The organism is Pseudomonas sp. TH06, assembly GCF_016651305.1.
Lineage (GTDB): Bacteria > Pseudomonadota > Gammaproteobacteria > Pseudomonadales > Pseudomonadaceae > Aquipseudomonas.
Map to the genome: position 1 here is coordinate 4,863,833 of NZ_JAEKEC010000001.1, position 19,566 is coordinate 4,883,398.

17 protein-coding genes are annotated in these 19,566 nt (G+C 58.8%); 11 read left to right on the plus strand and 6 right to left on the minus strand.

Translation table 11 applies throughout. The annotated features are described in order from the left end of the window. The first annotated feature begins 151 nt into the window (after positions 1 to 151). From JFT86_RS21660 to JFT86_RS21670, 3 genes are all read left to right on the plus strand, one after another. Positions 152 to 1,618, plus strand: coding sequence for a nucleobase:cation symporter-2 family protein (locus JFT86_RS21660; RefSeq protein ID WP_201238258.1), 1,467 nt, complete (start codon positions 152 to 154; stop codon positions 1,616 to 1,618). A gap of 64 nt (positions 1,619 to 1,682) precedes the next feature. Then, the gene (locus JFT86_RS21665) at positions 1,683 to 2,156 is read left to right on the plus strand and encodes an LEA type 2 family protein (RefSeq protein WP_201238259.1); all 474 of its coding nucleotides are present in this window, start codon (positions 1,683 to 1,685) and stop codon (positions 2,154 to 2,156) included. 53 nt (positions 2,157 to 2,209) lie between these two features. Beyond that, positions 2,210 to 2,755, plus strand: coding sequence for a GNAT family N-acetyltransferase (locus tag JFT86_RS21670; protein WP_201238260.1), 546 nt, complete (start codon positions 2,210 to 2,212; stop codon positions 2,753 to 2,755). A 123-nt stretch (positions 2,756 to 2,878) separates the two neighbouring features. On the opposite strand, the gene JFT86_RS21675 is transcribed toward JFT86_RS21670, so the two are convergent. Beyond that, entirely contained in the window at positions 2,879 to 3,802 is a 924-nt protein-coding gene (locus tag JFT86_RS21675) for a carbon-nitrogen hydrolase family protein (protein WP_201238261.1), read from the minus strand. Positions 3,803 to 3,886: 84 nt separating this feature from the next. Between JFT86_RS21675 and JFT86_RS21680 the strand changes: the two genes are divergently transcribed. Further along, a complete protein-coding gene (locus tag JFT86_RS21680; protein WP_201238262.1) occupies positions 3,887 to 4,801 on the plus strand; it encodes a LysR family transcriptional regulator in 915 nt (304 codons plus the stop codon). Positions 4,802 to 4,808: 7 nt separating this feature from the next. Here JFT86_RS21680 and JFT86_RS21685 read toward each other — a convergent pair whose 3' ends face one another. Next, entirely contained in the window at positions 4,809 to 5,063 is a 255-nt protein-coding gene (locus tag JFT86_RS21685) for a hypothetical protein (RefSeq protein ID WP_038363082.1), read from the minus strand. 154 nt (positions 5,064 to 5,217) lie between these two features. Here JFT86_RS21685 and JFT86_RS21690 point away from each other — a divergent pair, with 154 nt between their 5' ends. Then, complete coding sequence (locus tag JFT86_RS21690; RefSeq protein ID WP_016982860.1) at positions 5,218 to 5,535, plus strand: DUF883 family protein; 318 nt, start codon at positions 5,218 to 5,220, stop codon at positions 5,533 to 5,535. 160 nt (positions 5,536 to 5,695) lie between these two features. Here JFT86_RS21690 and JFT86_RS21695 read toward each other — a convergent pair whose 3' ends face one another. Beyond that, positions 5,696 to 6,736, minus strand: a complete 1,041-nt coding sequence (locus JFT86_RS21695) for an Ldh family oxidoreductase (RefSeq protein WP_201238263.1) — start codon at positions 6,734 to 6,736, stop codon at positions 5,696 to 5,698. 249 nt (positions 6,737 to 6,985) lie between these two features. Here JFT86_RS21695 and JFT86_RS21700 point away from each other — a divergent pair, with 249 nt between their 5' ends. Continuing rightward, the gene (locus JFT86_RS21700; RefSeq protein ID WP_201238264.1) at positions 6,986 to 11,860 is read left to right on the plus strand and encodes a DUF6543 domain-containing protein; all 4,875 of its coding nucleotides are present in this window, start codon (positions 6,986 to 6,988) and stop codon (positions 11,858 to 11,860) included. Positions 11,861 to 11,917: 57 nt separating this feature from the next. On the opposite strand, the gene JFT86_RS21705 is transcribed toward JFT86_RS21700, so the two are convergent. Next, positions 11,918 to 12,187 (minus strand): PepSY domain-containing protein, encoded by a 270-nt coding sequence (locus JFT86_RS21705; protein WP_201238265.1) that lies wholly within the window; start codon positions 12,185 to 12,187, stop codon positions 11,918 to 11,920. A 153-nt stretch (positions 12,188 to 12,340) separates the two neighbouring features. Between JFT86_RS21705 and JFT86_RS21710 the strand changes: the two genes are divergently transcribed. Beyond that, positions 12,341 to 13,342, plus strand: coding sequence for a FecR family protein (locus JFT86_RS21710; RefSeq protein WP_201238266.1), 1,002 nt, complete (start codon positions 12,341 to 12,343; stop codon positions 13,340 to 13,342). A gap of 56 nt (positions 13,343 to 13,398) precedes the next feature. Here the strand turns inward: JFT86_RS21710 and JFT86_RS21715 are convergent, their stop codons facing one another. Beyond that, positions 13,399 to 15,744 (minus strand): acylase, encoded by a 2,346-nt coding sequence (locus JFT86_RS21715; protein ID WP_201238267.1) that lies wholly within the window; start codon positions 15,742 to 15,744, stop codon positions 13,399 to 13,401. Between the two features lie 304 nt (positions 15,745 to 16,048). Between JFT86_RS21715 and JFT86_RS21720 the strand changes: the two genes are divergently transcribed. Continuing rightward, positions 16,049 to 16,426: a fe2+ zn2+ uptake regulation protein gene (locus JFT86_RS21720; protein WP_201238268.1), complete on the plus strand. Its 378-nt coding sequence runs from the start codon at positions 16,049 to 16,051 to the stop codon at positions 16,424 to 16,426. 18 nt (positions 16,427 to 16,444) lie between these two features. Here the strand turns inward: JFT86_RS21720 and JFT86_RS21725 are convergent, their stop codons facing one another. Further along, complete coding sequence (locus JFT86_RS21725; RefSeq protein WP_201238269.1) at positions 16,445 to 16,633, minus strand: hypothetical protein; 189 nt, start codon at positions 16,631 to 16,633, stop codon at positions 16,445 to 16,447. A gap of 157 nt (positions 16,634 to 16,790) precedes the next feature. On the opposite strand from JFT86_RS21725, the gene JFT86_RS21730 reads away from it, so the two are divergent. The 3 genes from JFT86_RS21730 (at position 16,791) to JFT86_RS21740 (ending at position 19,566) form a co-directional block, all read left to right on the plus strand. Beyond that, positions 16,791 to 16,931 (plus strand): hypothetical protein, encoded by a 141-nt coding sequence (locus JFT86_RS21730; protein WP_177431341.1) that lies wholly within the window; start codon positions 16,791 to 16,793, stop codon positions 16,929 to 16,931. Positions 16,932 to 17,177: 246 nt separating this feature from the next. After that, on the plus strand, positions 17,178 to 18,425 hold the full coding sequence (locus JFT86_RS21735) for an MFS transporter (protein ID WP_201233488.1): 1,248 nt from the start codon (positions 17,178 to 17,180) through the stop codon (positions 18,423 to 18,425). A 10-nt stretch (positions 18,426 to 18,435) separates the two neighbouring features. After that, complete coding sequence (locus JFT86_RS21740; RefSeq protein ID WP_201233489.1) at positions 18,436 to 19,566, plus strand: acyl-protein synthase; 1,131 nt, start codon at positions 18,436 to 18,438, stop codon at positions 19,564 to 19,566.

A 19,566-nucleotide genomic window follows, 5' to 3' on the forward strand; every position in this document is an offset into this window, starting at 1 on the left:
CTCTGTTTGTCTGATGGCTATGTCCAAACCCGCCTGGCCCAATAAAACCTGACCTTTCAGGCAGTTTTAATGCGTTGCCCTCGCCGTCCTCTTCCGGCATTCTGCGCCTCCATTTTTTGACCCGGCCTCGCCTCACGGCGCGCAAAACACCATGACCGTCTCTGAAAAAGCCCCGCGCAACAACGATCTGATCTACGGCCTCAACGACCGCCCGCACCTCACCGCGACCGTGTTTGCCGCGCTGCAACACGTGCTCGCCAGTTTCGTCGGCATCATCACCCCGACCCTGATCATGGGCGGCGCTCTCGGGCTGCAAAGCGAGATCCCCTATCTGATCAGCATGGCGCTGTTCGTTTCCGGCCTCGGTACATTCGTTCAGGCCAAGCGCTTCGGCCCGGTCGGTTCGGGGCTGCTTTGCCTGCAAGGCACCAGTTTCTCCTTTATCAGCGTGATTCTCAGCGCCGGTTTCATGGTCAAGGCGCGCGGCGGCGGTACCGATGAAATCCTCTCGACGATCTTTGGCGTGTGCTTCTTTGCCGCGTTCATCGAAGTGGTGCTGAGCCAGTTCATCGGCAAGCTGCGCATGCTGATCACCCCGGTGGTCACGGGCACGATCATCACCCTGATGGGCCTGTCGCTGATCAAAGTGGCAATGACCGACATTGCCGGAGGTTTCGGCGCACCTGACCTGGGCGCTGCCAGCCACATCTTTCTGGCCGCGCTGGTGATCGGCACCATCGTTGTGCTGAACCGCGTCGACGTACCGTTTCTGCGTCTGGGCGCCATCGTCATCGGCCTGACCCTCGGCTACGTGGTGGCGTGGCTGATGGGCACCGTGGATTTCTCGACGATGCCTGAGGTGCCGCTGGTCAGCGTGCCGGTGCCGTTCAAGTACGGTTTCAATTTCGACTGGGTGGCGTTTGTGCCGGTGGCGGTGATTTTCCTTGTGTCGCCGCTGGAAGCCGCCGGTGACCTGACCGCCAACTCGATGATCTCCCGGCAACCGGTGAAAGGCCCGCTGTACATCCGCCGGATCAAGTCCGGCCTGCTCGCCGATGGCCTCAACTCGGCCATGGCCGCCGTGTTCAACAGCATGCCAATGGTGACCTTCGCGCAGAACAATGGCGTGATTCAGCTCACCGGTGTGGCCAGCCGTTACGTGGCGTTCTTCATCGCCGGGCTGCTGGTGGTGTTGGGGCTGTTCCCGATGATCGGCGCCGTCCTGCAACTGATGCCGAAACCGGTGCTCGGCGGCGCCGAACTGGTGATGTTCGGCACCGTCGCCGTGGCCGGGATCAAGATTCTGGCCGAGGCCGGCCTGCATCGACGCAACATGCTCATCGTGGCGATTTCCCTGGGAATGGGCCTAGGCATCGCTGCTGTTCCGGAAGTCCTGCGCGAACTGCCGCAGGCCTTGCGCAACATCTTTGAGTCGCCGATCACTGTGGGTGCCTTGTGCGCTATCGTGCTGAACATCTTCCTGCCGGAGGAATTCATCGAGCTGGAAGAAGACGACTTCGATCCGGAAGCCTCTATTCTTCAGGTCATGGAAAACCCGGACGTCCCGGCCAAAGGTGAACCCGCCTCGGCTGCGGCTGTCGCACAGTTGAACCGCTAAAAGCTTCGCCAGTAAAAAGGGCTGAGCCGGCAACGGTTCAGCCCTTTTTTATTGAGAGATTTTTATGCGCCGTTTGCACGCCGTCATCCTGTCGCTACTGCTGTTGTCGCTCAGTGCCTGCGCGCTGTTTCCCAATCGTGATCCGGTCAACATCAACGTGGTCGGCATCGAGCCGCTGACCAGCCAGGATCTGGAAGTGCGTTTCGCGATCAAGCTGCGCGTGCAAAACCCCAATGAAACAGCCATCGACTACAACGGCATTGCCCTGGATCTGGAAGTCAACGGCCGCCCGCTGGCCTCAGGCGTCAGTGACCAGAGCGGCACGATCGCGCGCTTCTCTGAAACCGTGGTCAGCGTGCCCGTCAGCGTTTCCGCGTTCTCGGTGCTCCGCCAGACCCTCGGTTTGAGCCAGACGCAAACCCTCGACAATCTGCCTTACGTGCTGCGTGGCAAACTCGCCGGAGGGCTGTTCGGCACCATGCGTTTCACCGACAGCGGCAAGCTCAGCCTGCCTAAAACCAGCGCCGCGACCTGGTAAAGATGCGCTAGCCTGCGTCGTTCAACACAGACATACATGGAGGCCGCAGGTTTATGGAAGACACACCGACGTTGTACACCGAACGGCTGATCCTGCGCCCGCTGGAACTGGCGGATGCGCAAGCGGTGCAACAGCAGTTTGCCCACTGGGAAGTGGTGCGCTACCTGAACGCCGCCGTGCCGTGGCCGTACCCGGAAAATGGCGCCCTTACCTACCTTCGCGACGTTGCGTTACCGGCAATGGCCGCTGGCAAGGAATGGCATTGGTCGATTCGGCTGAAGACCGCGCCAGAGCAATTGATCGGCAATATCAGCCTGATGGATCAAGCCGACAACAACCGCGGGCTATGGCTTGCGCCGGCATGGCAAGGCAAGGGTTTGATGAGCGAAGCCTGCGCGGCGGTGACGAACTACTGGTTTGGAACCCTTGCTCGCCCGGTGATGCGCGTGCCGAAAGCGGCGCCGAACATCGGCTCGCGCCGCCTCTCCGAACGCGCCGGGATGCGTCTGATTCGCAGCGATGAAGACAATTTTGTCGGAGGGCGCTTTGCTCGGGATCTCTGGGAAATCACCCGCGAGGAATGGCTGCAAAATCATTAACCATTGAAACTGGAACTGTAGGAGCTGCCGCAGGCTGCGATCTTTTGATTTTGGTTTTTAAAGACAAGATCAAAAGATCGCAGCCTGCGGCAGCTCCTACAGTGGGTAAGTGTCAAGCGCGGGTTATGTGTTGAAGCGCACGCCCGGTTTCGCGCGTTCGTCGACGCTCAGCTCGAAGATATCGGGCCGGGCGTAATGGCCGACCACGTCGTAGTCATACCGGGCGCGAACCAGGTCTGCGGTGTCTATTTCGGCTGTCAGCAGCCCCGCCTCGCCGCGTAACGGCCCGGCAAGTACATCGCCCATCGGCCCGATAATCACGCTGCCGCCGGCAATCAACGCACGGTCCGCCGGCCAGTTGGCAATCTCCACGCCCAGTTGCTTCGGCGACGCCTGCACCTGACAGGCACTGACCACAAAGCAACGGCCCTCATGGGCGATATGGCGCATGCTTACCTGCCACATTTCACGCTCATCCACGGTCGGCGCGCACCAGACTTCAATGCCCTTGGCGTACATCGTCGTGCGCAGCAACGGCATCATGTTTTCCCAGCACACTACCGCGCCGAGTTTGCCGACCTGGGTGTCGAGCACCGGCAGCGTTGAACCATCACCCTTGCCCCAGATCAGTCGTTCAGTACCCGTGGGCATCAGTTTGCGGTGCCTGGCTGCCAGCCCGGTCTGCGGATCGAAGTACAGCACCGTGCAATACAAAGTGCTGCCAGCGCGCTCGATAACGCCGATCACCAGATTGGCGCCGGTGCGCGCCGACAGATCGGCCAGGTCTTCGGTTTCCGCCCCCGGCACATCAATGGCATTGGCGAAATACCGCGCATACGCTTCGCGACCTTCCGGCAATCGATAACCCAGTTGCGTGCCGAAGCCCTCGCCTTTCGGATAGCCGCCGAGCAACGCTTCCGGCATGACCACCAGTGACGCACCGGACTCGATGATCGCCGCCTCCCAGCCCAGAATCTGCTCCAGGGTTTCGCCCTTGCCACCGGGCAAAGAGCCGATCTGCAGCGCAGCAACAATTGACTTTGGCATCGTGGTCACTCCATCGGATTCAAGTGTTGCTGATTCTCCGGCGCCACGGGATCATGAATAAAGCCCCGATCACTGCTGAATGATATGAGCCAAATGAATATCGCCAATGTCGACCTCAACTTGCTGAAAGTTTTCGAAGCCCTGCATGAGGAATCCAGTGCCAGCCGCGCCGCATTGCGCCTGGGCGTGACGCAATCGGCCGTCAGCGCGGCGTTGCGGCGCTTGCGTGAGGTGTATGGCGATCAACTGTTTGTGCGCACCGGACGCGGACTCGCGCCGACGCTCAAGGCCAATCAGCTCAAACCGGTGGTCAGCGAAGCCCTGAACAAATGCCGGCAAAGCCTGGCGATGGTCGATCCGACGGCCAATCATTACGAAGGGCGCTCGGTGACAGTGGGCCTGTCGGACGACTTCGAAATCGCTTATGGCCGGCGGCTGATCGAGGAAATCGCCCGTAGCGCACCAAAACTGCGGCTGATCTTCCGGCAGACCCACAGCCTGATCGTCGCCCGCGCCCTGATGGAGCGCAGTATCGACCTGGCGATAACCGCTGGCGGATTTGCCGAGCGTCTGCTCAGCCGTCAAGTCTTGGGTGAAGGGGGTTACGCGTGCCTGGTCGACCGGGCGAGCCTTGCGCCCGGCCAGCAGCAGATCGGTCTGGACGAGTTCGTCGAACGCGAGCACATTCTGGTGTCGTCGGGCGGTTTTATCGGGATTACCGATGAGGGGCTGGCGGCCGTGGGCATGAGTCGGCGGGTATGCGCATCGACCACGCATTTTGCCGCGCTGCCACATCTGCTCAAGGGCAGTCAGGCGGTGGCGACGATTCCGGCGCATGCCGCCGAGAGCATCGCGGCGCTCAGTGGCCTTGCGCTATTGCCCTGCCCGCTGGCCTTGCCGCGTTACCCGATCGAGCTGGGCTGGCGCACCAGCACGCAGATCGACCCGGTGGTGGTGAAGGTGCGCGAGGCGATTGTCGCGTGCTTCACCCTCGACTGACGCGGCGTTACTTGTTCGCCGCCATCAAGCGATTGACTTCACTGCGCACCATGTTGGCGAACTCGGGTGGCGACATGCCGTCCAGTTCCGCGCGGACCCACTCGGCCCACTTGCCCTTGCGCTTGGCGCGCTCACCGAACAACCGTGCGGCTTCACCTTTGGCTTTGCCCAGATTGTTCTGCCAGAGTTCGAACAGACGGGATTTCTCGTCTTCCAGCGCGGCGCGCTCTGCGAGGGATTTGTCGGCCAGATTGAAACTCATGGGGAATTATCCTGCTGCGTAAAATGGCGACATCTTACACGCTCGACGGAAATCTCCCGCGCAGGTTTTTGTTCCCGGGCTAAATTCAGTGCAACTTTTTACACAGCGCCACACTCCATTGATCACTGTCCATTCAACTGCAAGGAGTCACCCAATGGCCCGGAAATCCGCCGTGCAAGCCGCCGAAGACCAAATCAAGGATCAAGCCTTCAGCGAACTTCAGGCTCTGATTGAAGAGTCCGACAAACTGCTCAAGAGCAGCGCCTCACTGGTCGGTGAAGAAGCGGAGACCCTGCGCGGGCAAATCGCCCTGAAACTGCAACAGGCGCTCGATTCGGTATCCAGCGTACGCGACCGCACCAAACCTGCCGTCGACGCGACCGAAAGCTACATTGGTGGCCACCCTTGGCAGACCGTTGCGATTTCCGCCGGGTTTGGTCTGGTGGTTGGCCTGTTGCTCGGCCGTCGTTAAGCAGAATATTTTTTAGCAGAAACTCGTACCTGAGTTTGAACTCATTGTGGTGAGGGGGTTTATCCCCGATGGGGCACGAAGTGGCCCCCGCTTTTAAATCAAAAGGCGGGCCTGCTGTGCAGGCCATCGGGGATAAATCCCCTCGCCACAATGTGTAATCTCAATCAGCAGCCAGTTCCCGCAACTGCGCCAACGTCTGCTGATCCAGCACTATCCCTTCTGCCAACGATTTCGCCCGCTGCCAATGTCGGCGATCCCCCGGCAACCGCTTGAGCCCGACGCCATGCATCTGTCGCACCAGCTCTTCACTGCGCTCGGCAAAACTCTGCCCGGCGGCCTTGCTCGGGTCGATGACGATCAGCAACTGCCCGGTCCACGGGGTTTTCGCCCCGGGATGATTCGACCAGTCGAACTCGAAAGAAAAATTGCCGCCGGTCAGCGCCGCTGCCAACAATTCCACCATCATCGACAGCGCCGAGCCCTTGTGCCCGCCAAACGGCAACAACGCCCCACCTTCGAGAATTGCCTTGGGGTCCTGGGTCGGCTGGCCGAGGCTGTCGACACCCATGCCGGCCGGTAACCGTTCACCCTTGCGCGCGGCGATCTGTACGTCGCCATGGGCGATTGCGCTGGTGGCCAAGTCGAAGACGATTGGCGCGGCGCCGGCCCGTGGCGCGGCAAAGGCAATCGGATTGGTGCCGAACAACGGCCGGTCGGCGCCGTGCGGCACCACGCAGGTCATGCTGTTGACCACGCTGAGCGCCACCAGACCTTCGTCGGCGAAAGGTTCGACATCCGGCCACAGCGCCGCGAAGTGATGGGAATTGCGAATCGCCAACACGGCGATTCCGGCATGCCGCGCCTTCTCCACCAGCAATGGCCTGGCGGCAGCCAATGCCGGCTGGGCGAAACCGTTACCGGCATCGACGCGGACAAACCCGGGCGCGATATCTTCGACCCGGGGCACGGCATGGCCATTGACCCAGGCACTTTTCAGGGTCGAGACGTAACCCGGAATGCGGAATACGCCGTGGCTGTGAGCACCGTCGCGTTCGGCATTGGCGCAATTTGTGGCCAGCACCCGGGCGACCTCGACAGAGGTGCCGTGGCGCAGAAAAATCGTTTCGAGCAGTAGTGTCAGCGCTTCAAGCGATAACACTGAGGATTCGGCGGAAGAGACATGGTCGTGTGGCGCAGACATCTGAAGCTCCAGAATAATTATTGGAGGGAACACCAGCGTACGGACAACTTGCCAGCCGATTAACCATGCCCGGGCTGCCGCCTGTCAACCCTCAATACCGCCCATTGCCTCGCGGAAAACCTTTCAGCCTGACAGTTTTGCCTCTGCGGCGTGACATAGCTATCTACCGCCTGCGCAGCATCGGGCGGTCCTAGTCTTGCGGCTCCGTCTGCCGGCGCTGATCCATGCGCCCCGAAAAGAGCCTCAACGATGACCACTGCCGTTTCTCCCCTGCTGTTTCCCGAAGTTCTGAACTCGCCCGGTCTGTGGCAAGCGCTGGGCAAGACTCATCATCTCAATCAAAAAGATTTTGCCTGGCTGGCTCATGTGAAGCTGGCCTCGCACACTCTGCGCAATGAGCAAAAGCCGCCCATGCTCGTCCAACGCATTCGAATAACGGCGGGCACGCAACCACCGATTACCCTGACCGGATGTTTCATCCTCAGCGCCACCGCCGACGACAACGGCGCGGTCCTCTATACGCCCTACGACGGCATCAAAAAGTACGACAGCCTCGCGGCCCTGCAGACCGCACTTGAAGAGCGGGTAAAAAAGGCTGGTGAGCAGGATGATTTATTGGCGTTTCTCGGCTTGCTGCAACGCCAACAGCTTGTTGAACAAACCAGCAGGACGTTGACGTACGAAACCATTGAGGGTGACGTATTTGATGATCAGAAAGCAGCCATTCTGGCGTCTCAACGGTTGAATGCAGAGGCCATGCTCAGCGAGTTGAAACAACTGCCATCGCTGACGGCGCTGCTGGAGGCCAGCCTTGACGAACTGCTGAAGGAGTCTTTGCCGAATCTGCAGCAAGGGCAAACGCGCACCAGTTTCTACACGCAGACAGACCCGAGCGGCAATGCGTCGTCGGCCCGACACTGGCACGACTCGACCAGTCTGAGTGAAGCGGTACTGATGCGTTACCGGCAACAGAACTGGCCGACTGAGCAACTGTATGAATTTTCCAACCCGCGCCACACGCCGACACCCGGTGATCAGGCCCTGTGGGACAAGGCGCTCGACACCGCGTCAGGCAAACTGTTGGTGCTGCTGTTTCGTGCCATGGAAAGCTACTGGGACGGCGCCAGCGCGGAGGGCTCGACTCGCCGCGTGTTCTTCGCCAAGGCCCTGCTGGAACAGGCGCGTGCCGAGCTGATGATCAAGCGCGAAACCGCCATTATCGATGCCGGCCAATTCGCCACGCTGCACCAGATGATTCGACAGGACGCGTTGGCGACCCGTCGCGCCACCATCGAAAACGTGCGTCTGTGGGAATACGAGCCCAACTACGTCGAACTGGCCGGTTCGTTGATGATCAGTTTCAGCGAAGCCTGTCTCTATACCCCGACCATGGGCCTGCAAGTGCTCAAGGACTATCAGGACCTGAAAGACACCGTGCAGAGCAAATTCCTTGCCGCCGGTCATGAGGACGAGTTGTATGGCCTGCTGAGTCTGGAAGAACGAAAACGCTTTGTGGGCTTCGACAAGCCCCACGTGACAGGCGTGCCGATCGGTGGCGAAATTTTCGAGGTGTTGTTCGAGGCCATCATCGGCAAACAGCGGCAGAACATCGAATATGCCTTGCAAGTGTTCCGCCTCAGCGATGGTGCCGTGGATATCCACGCCATGTTCGACAAGGCTCTGGACATTCGCGCCATGATCCAGGAGCGCTTGCTGGAGCTTGATGCCGGTGAGCGCTGGACCACGCGACCGGTGCTGATGGGTGTGCAACAACCGTCCGCGGTCCTCGCGGAAAAGGCCGATAACGTGGCGCGCTCCTGCACGGGCATCGAAGCGTTGCTTACCGGCTCGTTTCGCGGCCAGCCTAGCGCTACCGCAGAAGCGCAGCGAAGCTATCTCGAAGGCATGAAGTCTCGGCTGGGTCATTCACTGTATGTCGGCGTGCGTGGTGAGGCAGAGCTGCGCGAGCTCAGTGGTTCACTGAAAGCCGCTGAACGGGCCATTGTCGATACGGTGTTTCATCCCGACCAACCGAACCGCAGTGATCGACGTTCGCTCAACGGCTTTCGCCCGGATGCCTGGTCATTGACCGTTGAAAGTGCAGACAGCCCGACGCCATTGCCCTTGGCGCAATGTGTTTTGCTGACCGAGCGCGGCGGGCTCGACGATTCGCACTCCGGACGCGCGGTGTTATGGACCCCTGCCCTCGGGCTGGAGGTATTTGCCAGCATTGGCAGTGCGCGCCGGGCATTGACGCAACGCCTCAAGGATCCGGTGGATCGCCTGACACTGCTGGAAAACCTCGACCCACAAAAACGCCAGTTCCATCAGCGGTACACCTTGGGCGCCCTGCGTTTGATCGAGGACAATGTGCTGCACAACCGGGCGCAGACCGGCATTGAACACTTTCTTGCACGCTGCGATCTGGTACGTAAGCACATGAAGGACAAAACCGGCCTGCCCGACGCCCTCGACAAGCTGAAGAGAGACCTGATCGACACCAACCTGCCGCGAGCCATACACCTTGCACAAGCCATCAACCGGCAACAAACGCTACCGGCATGGCTGGGCATGGCCGCGGTCAAGGAGCAACAGCTGCACCTGGAACTGCTGGAGCAATGGCACAACAGCGTCGTTGATAATCTGGATTACCTCAGCGGTGTGCCCTCTCTGCAGGATTACGTGCACAAGACATTGCAGACACTGCTCGACAGCCGATTTTCCGACAGCAAACTTGACCCGAAAACCATCGAGATCACACCCAACCTGACCCTGGCCGGCCCTGCCCGCCCCCTCGGCGAATACGCGCTGAACCACATCAATATCGCTCAAGGCACCGGTTTCAAGGTTGCCTCGAAGAACACGCAAAAGCTACCGGAGGGGTTTGATGAAGCAGCCGTCAGGCAACTGTTGCAGTCGCTGGAAATACCGACGACTTACGCAGTACAAGTAACCGAGGCCCTGTCGGGCGACTCGGTCGAGGTAGAAGCGCGCAAACAACGGTTTTACCGCCAATTGCCCTGGCAACTGTTGCAGCATGCCCATGGTTTGAAACTGCAACAGCAATTGTCCGGCACCGCATTCGAACAAATCTGTCAGGTGCTGGACATGCCGGACGGCATAGCTCGCGCTACCGTCGAGGGCGCTCATGCGACTTTCTCGCCGTTGTCGCTGATCAAAACCGCCGGCAGTGCCGCAGTGGAAGCACTGGGCCTGTATGTGATCAGCCCGGGCACGGGGCACAAAGGCCCATCGGTGCTGTATGCACCTTATGCCGATGACGTTTTTCGCGAATTCGAAGGCCAGGAGCAACTGATTGCAGCGCTGAATACACCGGGGCCACTGCAGGATTTGCTGATTCGCCGGCTGCCACCCGAGGATCAGGCGGTATTTCGCGCACTGTTGAAGTCGAGTGTCGGCGAAACCAGTGAAATGACTCTGGCCGGCGATGCCATCAGCGGCAATCTGTTGCACCGGCTGTTCAAGGACAACCTCAAACTGTTGACGCAATTCCTCGCCTGTCAGGCGCAAAGCACCGCGCAGGATGATTGGGAGACCGCGAAAAGCCTGTTCAGCTACGGGATCAAACTGCTCCCCGGGCTGCTGCCGGGCAAATTGTCCTACTTGACGTTTCTCTGGCAGGCCTACAAGGACTTCAAGGTCTCGGCCGAAGCGCTGCAGGATCATCACTGGGCAAAAGCCTTGAAAGCTTTTATCGACGGTGGGATACAGATGGTCAGTCTGGGCCGGGTGTCGCTTGAGGGATTATCGGAGACCACGGTGCAGTCCCCGGCGGCGGCCGCGACGACAAGAGCCAGACGCCAGACGCCAACCACCGTGACAACGACAACCGATGTGACTACCCAAACGGTCGACCTGGCAACAGCCCTGACACTGCCGGTTCCACGCTGGTCGAGCATCCGACTGACGTCGCCATGGCGCACTGCGTTACAACTGTTTGAAATGGCGGCCGTGGCACTTAAGGATCTCAAGCACAACTCAAAGAATGGCACCTACGAGCACCCGACCAGCAAGCAGATTTACAACGCTATCGCCGGCAAGGTTTATCGCATCGAAAAACCTGGAGCTGTCTGGCAAATCGTCAATGACCAAATGCCCGGCCCCTCGTTAATAGAACAGGGCTCGCGTCTGTTGTTGGCACCTGATTCGCACACCGTTCACTACGGCAAGGCCATTTCAAAACTGCACACACGCTACACCGTAGAGCAAAACCGCCGGGCACTGCTGAACATCGAGGCCAAGGGCATGGTGGACATTCGTCGCCATCACCCCGAAAAAGCCCGCGTCATTCAACAAGCAGTCGATCTGGCGCGGTTCTATGCGTTCAACAGTCTGCACAATCTGGTTCTACTGAAAAGCAACGTTCCGGGTGGCCGACTGGAAGGCTATCTGAAAGACTTTTTCGGCGTTGCACAGATCGATACGACGTTGCTGGCCAAAATCAACAAGGCCATCGTGCCGATCTGCAATGCCTTGGTCGATCCTGACGAAGACTTGATGAATACCGATCGCTTCATTGTCGGCTCGAATATTTTCAGATCACCCATCATTGCGTTCGTCTTGACCAACGACGACAAAAAAAATGTGCACTTCACCGAGCACTTCTTCAACCAGCAGTTGGATCTGTATGAAGGGTTTCTCGCCCAGCCATTCGATGTCGCCGGGCACGCTCAAGCGGCGACATTGATCCACGAATTCGCCCATCAGTTCTCAAAAGCGGAAGATTTCGCCTCACTGGAGGCTCGCCGACCATTCGCCGATCTGATTGAAGACCTCACCCATTACGGGCAATCAATGAGGAGTGAACTCGAACTCTTTCAGAGCCGGGCGCTGTCATTGCTCACCCCTCGCGAGGAGTTGTTTGCACGTTGGAGCGCCAAGAAAGGCGAGTTTGTGAGTCTGGATAAAATTCGTGGGGGCGAAGTGCTGACCAAGGAAATTCTCCAGTTGACCCTCAGTCCGACCATCGATGAGGCGCGCAACAAGTTTTATGATCGAACGTCATCGGATGTACGTGCCGATGTCATCCTGCGCAATGCCGACTCGATCGCCCGGCTGATTTGCGAGATGGGCCGGCAACTCGATCCGGTACCCGCCCCTTAAAAAATTCCAAGAAAAAAGCGCAGGTCGTAACCTGCGCCTTTTCGCGAGCAATTAGTCTCAGTCTTTCTGATCGCGCAATACATTGCCCGAGGCACCGTCGATGCGGAACTCGTAGACAACACCATCAGCCTTGCGGCCTTCGCCTTTCCAATAGCCATTGTTATCGGCTTCGATCTCATAGACCTCGACATAACCCGCCTTGGTCTTGACGATCTCGATAGCCTTTTCGATAGTCACCCAACCAGCTCCCGGCTTATCGGCCATTGCCGCGCCGGCGCTGAGCAAAGTGGCAGTGGCTATCAGGGCTGCGAAAGTCTGCTTTATCATTTTTTTCACTCCATTTATGGATAGTGGTCATTGGCGTCCTGCTTTTTGGGCGCTTGAGTGAAAAATAAGTTCCACTTTGATGGGTAAATGCCATGACTCTTGTTCTCGGCAACTTCCCGTCAAGGTTAGAATGTGCGAAATCAGGACGAGTCAATGACCCAAGACACCCTCTCGGAAGCCGAATACGATGCGATCACCGATGCCGCCGCGCACTGGTGCATGCGTCTGCACGCTGCCGACTGCACGGACGACGAGCGTCGCGCATTCAAGCAATGGCACGAAGCCCATCCCCTGCATGCGTTCGAGTACGAAGCCATGCTGGAAATCTGGGACGTAGCCGAGCATCTGCCGCGCCCTGAATCAACGGTGGTCGCGCCCATTCGTCAGGCCTCTCGCTCATGGCGTCAATATGCTGTAGCCGCGGGTGTCTGCGCACTGGCGTTGCCGCTAGCGGCTTACACTGGCTGGAACCTCGGCTGGCTGCCCGACAGCTATCAGCACTTCACCGCCACCGACAATGTCCGCCAGGTCACGTTGAGTGATGGCAGTCAGCTTGAGCTGAACCTGAATACTGATCTGACCTTCAGCAACTACAAGGACGAGCGGCGGGTCACGCTGAAAAAAGGTGAGGCGTTCTTCACCGTCAGTCATGACACTTCGCACCCGTTTGTCGTGCGCGCCGGTGAAGGCAGAATCCGCGTGACCGGTACGCGCTTCAACGTCTGGAAGTATGAAGATCAAGTGCGAGTGAACCTGATCGAAGGTTCGGTGCTGGTGACCAGCAACAGTGCATTACCGGGCGACGGCTTGCGCCTGGGACCGGCCATGCAGGCGCGTTACAAACAGGGCGATTACATGCCGCAGATCAGCCAGACCTATCCCGGCGACCCTTCGCTGGCCTGGCGCAGTGGCAAACTGGTGCTGGACAATCTGGCACTCAATGACGCCCTGCCGCTGATCAATCGTTACCTCGACAAGCCGTTGATGCTCGCCGACAGCAGCACTGGCTCGATTCGCGTTGGCGGCATCTACAACATCAAAGAACTGAACAACCTCGCCAACACCCTGCCCAGAGTGTTGCCCGTCTATCTGACGCGCAACAAGGAAGGCAACCCGGTGATCAACCCGATACCGCAAAAACCGCCAAAAAGCTGAAGGCCGCGCCCCTTGCGGGATGCGGCCTCCAGTGTTTGCTCAGTTAAGGCTCGGTTTTACTGCGCGGCGACTTTCCCCATCTTGTCCAACGACCCGCGAATGGTCTGCACTTGATATTGCGGATCTGCCTGGATCTGCTGCTCGGTGAACGGCATCACACTCCACTGTTTCTTCGAGAAAGCCTCGGTCTGGTCCCGTGAATATTTCGAAGCCGGATCACTGGATAGCGAGAATGCCAACAAGCCCTGCGCGTGCGGCCCCTTTTCATCGAACGTCACCACTTGCAGGTAGCTGGTGCCGCTGACTACTTCGAATTTGCCGTCTTCGCGTGGCACGCTCTGGATGGCGTTGTAGATCCCCAATGTGCCCGGCCCACCATGAATCGGTGTCTGATGCCCGCCACTGCTGACCACCTGGATATCGCCCCAACGGGTTTGCGGCGTCAGGCCCATCTTGCCGGCCAGTTCAGCCGTCGCCAGCATCGCCGTGCGTAATGCCTTGGCCACCTCTGGCTGCTCGATCGCCAGACCCCGCGGCGTGTGTTGCGGATCTTTTGGATCGAAGGCAACGCGCCAGATATCCGCGGACTCCTGCAATGCCTGCATGATGTTCTGGAAGTGCACCAGCCCTGTGCCCGAATCCAGATTGGCCCGACCGTCCCACGCTTTGAGGCTCGCGCAAACCGGTTTCAGCGCTGGCGCATCGGCTCCCAGATCAGCCGCGCAGAATTTCAACAGATCCGGCACAACCTGAGTCGCCAGGTACACCTGATCGTCCATCACCATCTCCTGCAAATCTTTCGCCGCCACCGAGCCTTTTTTACTCAGGCCCGCCAGACGATCGAGGGCGAAGCGCGAACGCAGGCCCAACGGTTGACCGTCCTGGCTGATCAGTGGCGAGAAACCGGTCAGCGGTTGCGCCGGGTTCGCCAGCCACGCCGAATCGTTGGAGTGCTGGACGAAGTCCTTGCGCAGCAGTTGCGGCAATTGGCTGGACGCATAGATGCCCTTCTGCGCCGCTTGCGGGTCGATATCCCAGGCGCAGGCGCTGTTGGAGCCGTCCAGCACGATCATCTGAGTACCTGCACGCGGATCACTGCACCGGGCCAGTTTTTCCCGGCTGACGTTCGGCACCACCGACAGGTTCATGTACAGCGTCTGCCCCTTGTCATCGACGGCGAGCGTGTTGACCCACGGAATGCCCTGAATCTTGTGCACCGAATCCTGCAACGCCTGAAGCGTGGTGGCCTGATTCATTGCATACCACTGCGTGAGGACGCGATCGTTATCGAGGTTGGCATCGCGCAAGCTGTAGGCGAACTGATTGTCCCAGTCGAGCTTGCCCGGCCATTGCACGATCGGGCCGAACTTCGAGCTGTAAATGTCGCGGGCCACCGGCGCCACTTGCCCGTCAGCCTGTTTGACCTGCACGGTCACGGTCTGCTTGCTCATCGGCACGGATTGACCATCGAGCAGATAATGCGTCGGGTCTTTCGGATCGAGTTGCAGGCGATACAGCGTGAAATGCTTCGACGAGTCGACCGTGTGCGTCCAGGCCAGATGCTGGTTGAAACCGATGTTGATCATCGGCAGGCCCGGCAAGGCAGCGCCCATTACGTCGAGCTTGCCCGGGATGGTCAGGTGCATTTGATAGAAACGCATGCCGCCGACCCACGGAAAGTGCGGGTTGGCCAAAAGCATGCCGCGCCCGTTGAACGAGCGCTCACTGCCCACCGCCACCGCGTTGCTGCCTCGATCCAGGGCAAAACGCTGCTGGCGCGCGTCGGCCATCTGATAGGCGTGTTCATCGTGTTCGATGCGAGCCGTGGCCTGAGGAGGCGCAGCACCCGCCAGCGCTTCGGCGAATTGACCGACACCGCCCTCGACCAGCAGGCGGCGGGTCAGTTTGACCAGATCTTCAGGGGCAATGTCGCGTACCCACTCACCCTGACACTGCTGCGGCAACCCCTGCGGACGGCGCTCGGCGAGATAACGGTTGTAGCCGGCAGCGTAACCTTCGACCAGATCCCGCACCTGTGCCGGTTGCGCCTGCCAGAACGTATTGACCGCTTCGGGCGTATTGAGCCAGTTGAAGAAAACGTCGCTGACGCGGTTCTCGCGTTCTTCAACGGTCAATTGATCCGGCCCGAAATAGCGTGAGCGCTGGCCGTTGACCGTAACGATTTCGTTGGCCAACAGGCACAGGTTGTCCTGTGCATAGGCATAACCGATGCCGAAACCGAGACCACGTTCGTCTTGCGCGCGAATGTGCGGCACGCCAAAACCGGTCCGGCGAATCTCGGCGCTGGTATCGACGGTAGGGCTTAACGCATGGGCCGACAGGCTCAGCCCGAGAAACATGCCGGCAAGTGTCAGTCCGGTTAACTGCCTGGAAATAATCACGCTCGCTCCTGATCGAAATGCCAAAGAGCGGATCTGGCGTTGCCACACGAAGAAGATATGACGGGCAATCGATCCGCTCCGGATACACCCACGCGTCCACGCGCAATGAGCCTGTCCTGAAAACGAACCCGAAGAAAAAATATTTAGTCCGGCGCAGCGCGATATTTGCCCGGCATTACACGGTGAAGACGAATTACCGACAAATTTTCTACATTTTTTCTTTCATGATTTGTCGAGCTGATACGTCTTGTTTAGAGAGCGCAAAAAAACCTTTCCCGATCAGGCTCTGAAAAGGAGTAATCGCATGTACAACTCGCAACTACCAACGGACGGTAGCCAGGCCCCAAAAGGAGTATCCATGAGCCCCCAAGCGAGCGATTTCGGGCAACGTGTCGAGCGTCACGGTAATGAACGCATCCGGCTGTTGCTGAAAAGTTTCGGTCTGCGCACCAGCCTGATTCGTCTGAAAGTCATCGACGCCCTGCTGCTTGCAGCGCAAAGCGACCGACGCCTGGGCGTGCGGGGTGTCCACAGCCAATTGCTCGACCTGGATATTCCGCTGTCCTTCCTCAGTGTGCGCGAAGTCCTCAAGCGGCTGTGCGCCGAAGGCGTGATCACCTTCAATGCGGACAAGAGCTACAGCCTGCATCCACAGGCTGCTGCCGTCCTCAACAACGATTGAAACGTGCGGCGACCGCCGTCAAGGCTTGACCTTGCGGCGCATCACGCCGTTGATCACGACCACAACCACCGCCACACCGATGGCGATGTACTGGAACGTCTTTTCATCGATTTTCCCGGTGTTTTGCAGCCAGGACAGGCCGAGCATGATCGCCAGTACGGACACGGCGATCAGAATCGAATAAATCAAGCGTTGCTTCTGGGTCATTGTGGCTTCCTGAATCTTTGAAATGTATCCGGTTTGTATCCGTTTGCATGCCATGCGCTTACCGTGTTTCGGGGATGCGCCGGGGCAAACGGGGTCTCATGTTACAGCCGATGAAGAGTTTTGGCTTCATGACGGCTTCACCATGAGGACTTTTGAAATGCTGCGTCGAATCACCTGGCTGATTCCCCTTCTCGCCCTGCTGACCCTGAGCGGTTGCATCATCTTCCCGCACGGCGGCTGGCACGACGATCACCATCGTTATTACCAGGGCGGTCCTGGTTATTATCAACATCGTTAGAACAGGATTGTTCGCCCTGCCCGCCTGCCGATAATGCGCGCAGGGAAATTGACAGCCCAACCACTTCAAACTATGCCCGCTCTTTGCGGGCATTGTTTTTCCGAAGTTCATCGATAAAAAACCTTGGATCCAATCAACACAATGCAACCATTTGAAATTTAATGTATTAGCAAACAACTAGGTCACTCGCATCACTACCCTTAGTCTCTGCAAACTTCCTTAACACTAACTTAACAAGGATGCTTCATGCAGAGGACATTGATAAAAATAGGTCCGCGACACCTCATCGGATTCTGTCTGGCCCTGAGCGCTTTTGAACTACTGACCTATATGGCCAGCGACTTGATCATGCCGGCGATGTTAAGCGTCACTGCCGATTTACATGCTGATGTCCGCCATGTACCCCATGCCTTCAATCTTTATTTGCTGGGGGGCGTCTGCCTGCAATGGTTGATGGGGCCACTGTCTGATCAGTGGGGTCGACGACCGATGTTATTAATCGGTTGCGCAGTATTCGGGATTGCCTGTGCGGCTACATTCATCACCCACAACATCGAAGTTTTCAATCTGCTACGACTGATTCAGGGGGCAGGCCTGGGATTCGTCGTGGCAGTCAGCTATCCAGCCCTGCAGGAAGTCTTCTGCGAGGCCGATGCAGTGCGTCTGATGGCCCTGCTGGGCAACGTCGCGCTGTTATCGCCATTGCTGGGTCCATTGCTCGGCAGCCTGTTGCTGGAATGGCTGAGCTGGCGCGAGCTGTTTCTGGCTCTGGGTTTCGCTGCGGCGGCGGTCTGGCTGGGGCTCTATGCTTTCATGCCGGAGACCGTGGGCGTTGTGCGACTTGATGGCCAGCAACAGGCGCAAGTGCGGTTTTCCCTGCGCCAGACGGGACAGCGCTACCTGGCTTTGCTGGGCAATCGTCACTTCGTCTGGGCGTGCCTCGCCCTGGGGCTGATGAGCCTGCCGCTGATCGCCTGGATCGGCGTGGCACCGCTACTGCTGATCCAGTTGCTGGGTATGACACCGCTTGAATACGGGCTGTGGCAGATCCCGATTTTCTCAGCCGTCATCGCCGGCAATCTGATCCTCGACCGCTTGCTGGTCACTCACTCATTGCCACAGGTGATTCGCTTGGGGCAATGGCCATTTTGCCTGGGTCTCTTGGGGTTGATCGGTTGCGCGTTGCTGTGGAAAGGCCTGGTACCCGTGGTGGCCAGTCTGACGCTTTATGCCGTCGGGTTGGGCATCAGCAATGCCGCGCTGTATCGACTGGCATTGTTCTGCACGGATGACAGTAAAGGTCTGGTCTCGGCCATGGTCGGCATGATTTCGATTGCCGTGATGGGCATCGGTGGATCACTGGTTGCCGTCCTTGGCGGCGGCACACACCTTGGATTTTTCGCACTCTTGTCTGCCTTCGGCGGCCTGATGTGCCTGCCCTTTCTGCACGGATTCTTACAAGACCGGCATAACGACTGCATCTCACCTCAGTAAAGGAATATTGATGAATCACTTACCCGTCAGCGACGCGCTCTGCGCGTTGCCAGGACCTTATTGCCTGGATTCCGTGCCCGGTGGCCTGTTTGATCGGGCCATGGCCGAAATCAGCCGCTTTCACTGCCGGCACACACCCGGTTATGAAGGCTGGCTGAACGCCAACGGCCTTGTGGTAGATGATTTGGACGGCCTCGATGACTGGTCACGACTGCCACCGATCTTCGCCAACTTTTTCAAGCAGCGACTGCTCCTCAGCACCGTCGGCGAAGACGCGCTGGAACTGACGTCCTCCGGCACCAGCGGTCAGCAAAGCCGCATGCGCTATGACAAACGCAGCCTGGCGGCAGCTCAGTTCATGGTCGCGCAGATCTTTCGGCATTACGGCTGGGACACTCCGGACACGCCCTGCAACTACCTGCTGCTGAGTTACGAGCCGCAAGGCCGGATCACGCTGGGCACCTCATTCACTGACCAGTTTCTGTGTAGCTTTGCCCCCGCCAATCGCGTGGTTTATGCCCTGCGCAATACCGGTGACGGTCACCAATTCGATGTGTTCGGCGTCATCCAGGCTTTGCAGGAGTTTGCCGAAGAAGGTCTGCCGGTGCGCATCCTCGGTTTCCCGGCGTTTCTCTGGCAAACCCTGCAACGGATGCAGGCCACTGGCGTCGCGGATCTGCAGTTGCCCGCCGGTTCGCTGGCATTTTTCGGTGGTGGCTGGAAAACCCAGGCAGCGCAAGAAATTCCCCGGCAACAACTGTACGCACACATCCATCAGCAACTGGGCATTGAAAAGGTTCGTTGTCGCGATGGTTACGGCGCCGTCGAGCACGCGGTGCCTTATGTCGAATGCGACCACCATCACTTCCATGTCCCGGTTTACGCAAAGGTGCTGGTGCGCAATCCCGCGGACTTTTCCTTGCAGCCCTATGGCCAGCAAGGCCTGCTGGGCTTCGTCTCGCCGTACATCTCGTCCAGCCCCGCGCATGCGGTGGTGATGAGTGATCTGGCGACGCTGCACCCCGGCGCGAGCTGCGGTTGTGGCTTGGCCAGCGACTGGTTTGAGCTGCATGGCCGTGCGGGCACCACGGCGGGCAGAAGCTGTGCGATGGCTGCGTCCGAACTGCTAGGAGGTCGATGA

Bases quoted from the DNA above. Each gene is read 5' to 3' on its own strand.
- JFT86_RS21660 (WP_201238258.1), top strand. From the start codon at position 152: ATGACCGTCTCTGAAAAAGCCCCGCGCAACAACGATCTGATCTACGGC.
- JFT86_RS21665 (WP_201238259.1), top strand. From the start codon at position 1,683: ATGCGCCGTTTGCACGCCGTCATCCTGTCGCTACTGCTGTTGTCGCTC.
- JFT86_RS21670 (WP_201238260.1), top strand. From the start codon at position 2,210: ATGGAAGACACACCGACGTTGTACACCGAACGGCTGATCCTGCGCCCG.
- JFT86_RS21675 (WP_201238261.1), bottom strand. From the start codon at position 3,802: ATGCCAAAGTCAATTGTTGCTGCGCTGCAGATCGGCTCTTTGCCCGGT.
- JFT86_RS21680 (WP_201238262.1), top strand. From the start codon at position 3,887: ATGAGCCAAATGAATATCGCCAATGTCGACCTCAACTTGCTGAAAGTT.
- JFT86_RS21685 (WP_038363082.1), bottom strand. From the start codon at position 5,063: ATGAGTTTCAATCTGGCCGACAAATCCCTCGCAGAGCGCGCCGCGCTG.
- JFT86_RS21690 (WP_016982860.1), top strand. From the start codon at position 5,218: ATGGCCCGGAAATCCGCCGTGCAAGCCGCCGAAGACCAAATCAAGGAT.
- JFT86_RS21695 (WP_201238263.1), bottom strand. From the start codon at position 6,736: ATGTCTGCGCCACACGACCATGTCTCTTCCGCCGAATCCTCAGTGTTA.
- JFT86_RS21700 (WP_201238264.1), top strand. From the start codon at position 6,986: ATGACCACTGCCGTTTCTCCCCTGCTGTTTCCCGAAGTTCTGAACTCG.
- JFT86_RS21705 (WP_201238265.1), bottom strand. From the start codon at position 12,187: ATGATAAAGCAGACTTTCGCAGCCCTGATAGCCACTGCCACTTTGCTC.
- JFT86_RS21710 (WP_201238266.1), top strand. From the start codon at position 12,341: ATGACCCAAGACACCCTCTCGGAAGCCGAATACGATGCGATCACCGAT.
- JFT86_RS21720 (WP_201238268.1), top strand. From the start codon at position 16,049: ATGTACAACTCGCAACTACCAACGGACGGTAGCCAGGCCCCAAAAGGA.
- JFT86_RS21725 (WP_201238269.1), bottom strand. From the start codon at position 16,633: ATGACCCAGAAGCAACGCTTGATTTATTCGATTCTGATCGCCGTGTCC.
- JFT86_RS21730 (WP_177431341.1), top strand. From the start codon at position 16,791: ATGCTGCGTCGAATCACCTGGCTGATTCCCCTTCTCGCCCTGCTGACC.
- JFT86_RS21735 (WP_201233488.1), top strand. From the start codon at position 17,178: ATGCAGAGGACATTGATAAAAATAGGTCCGCGACACCTCATCGGATTC.
- JFT86_RS21740 (WP_201233489.1), top strand. From the start codon at position 18,436: ATGAATCACTTACCCGTCAGCGACGCGCTCTGCGCGTTGCCAGGACCT.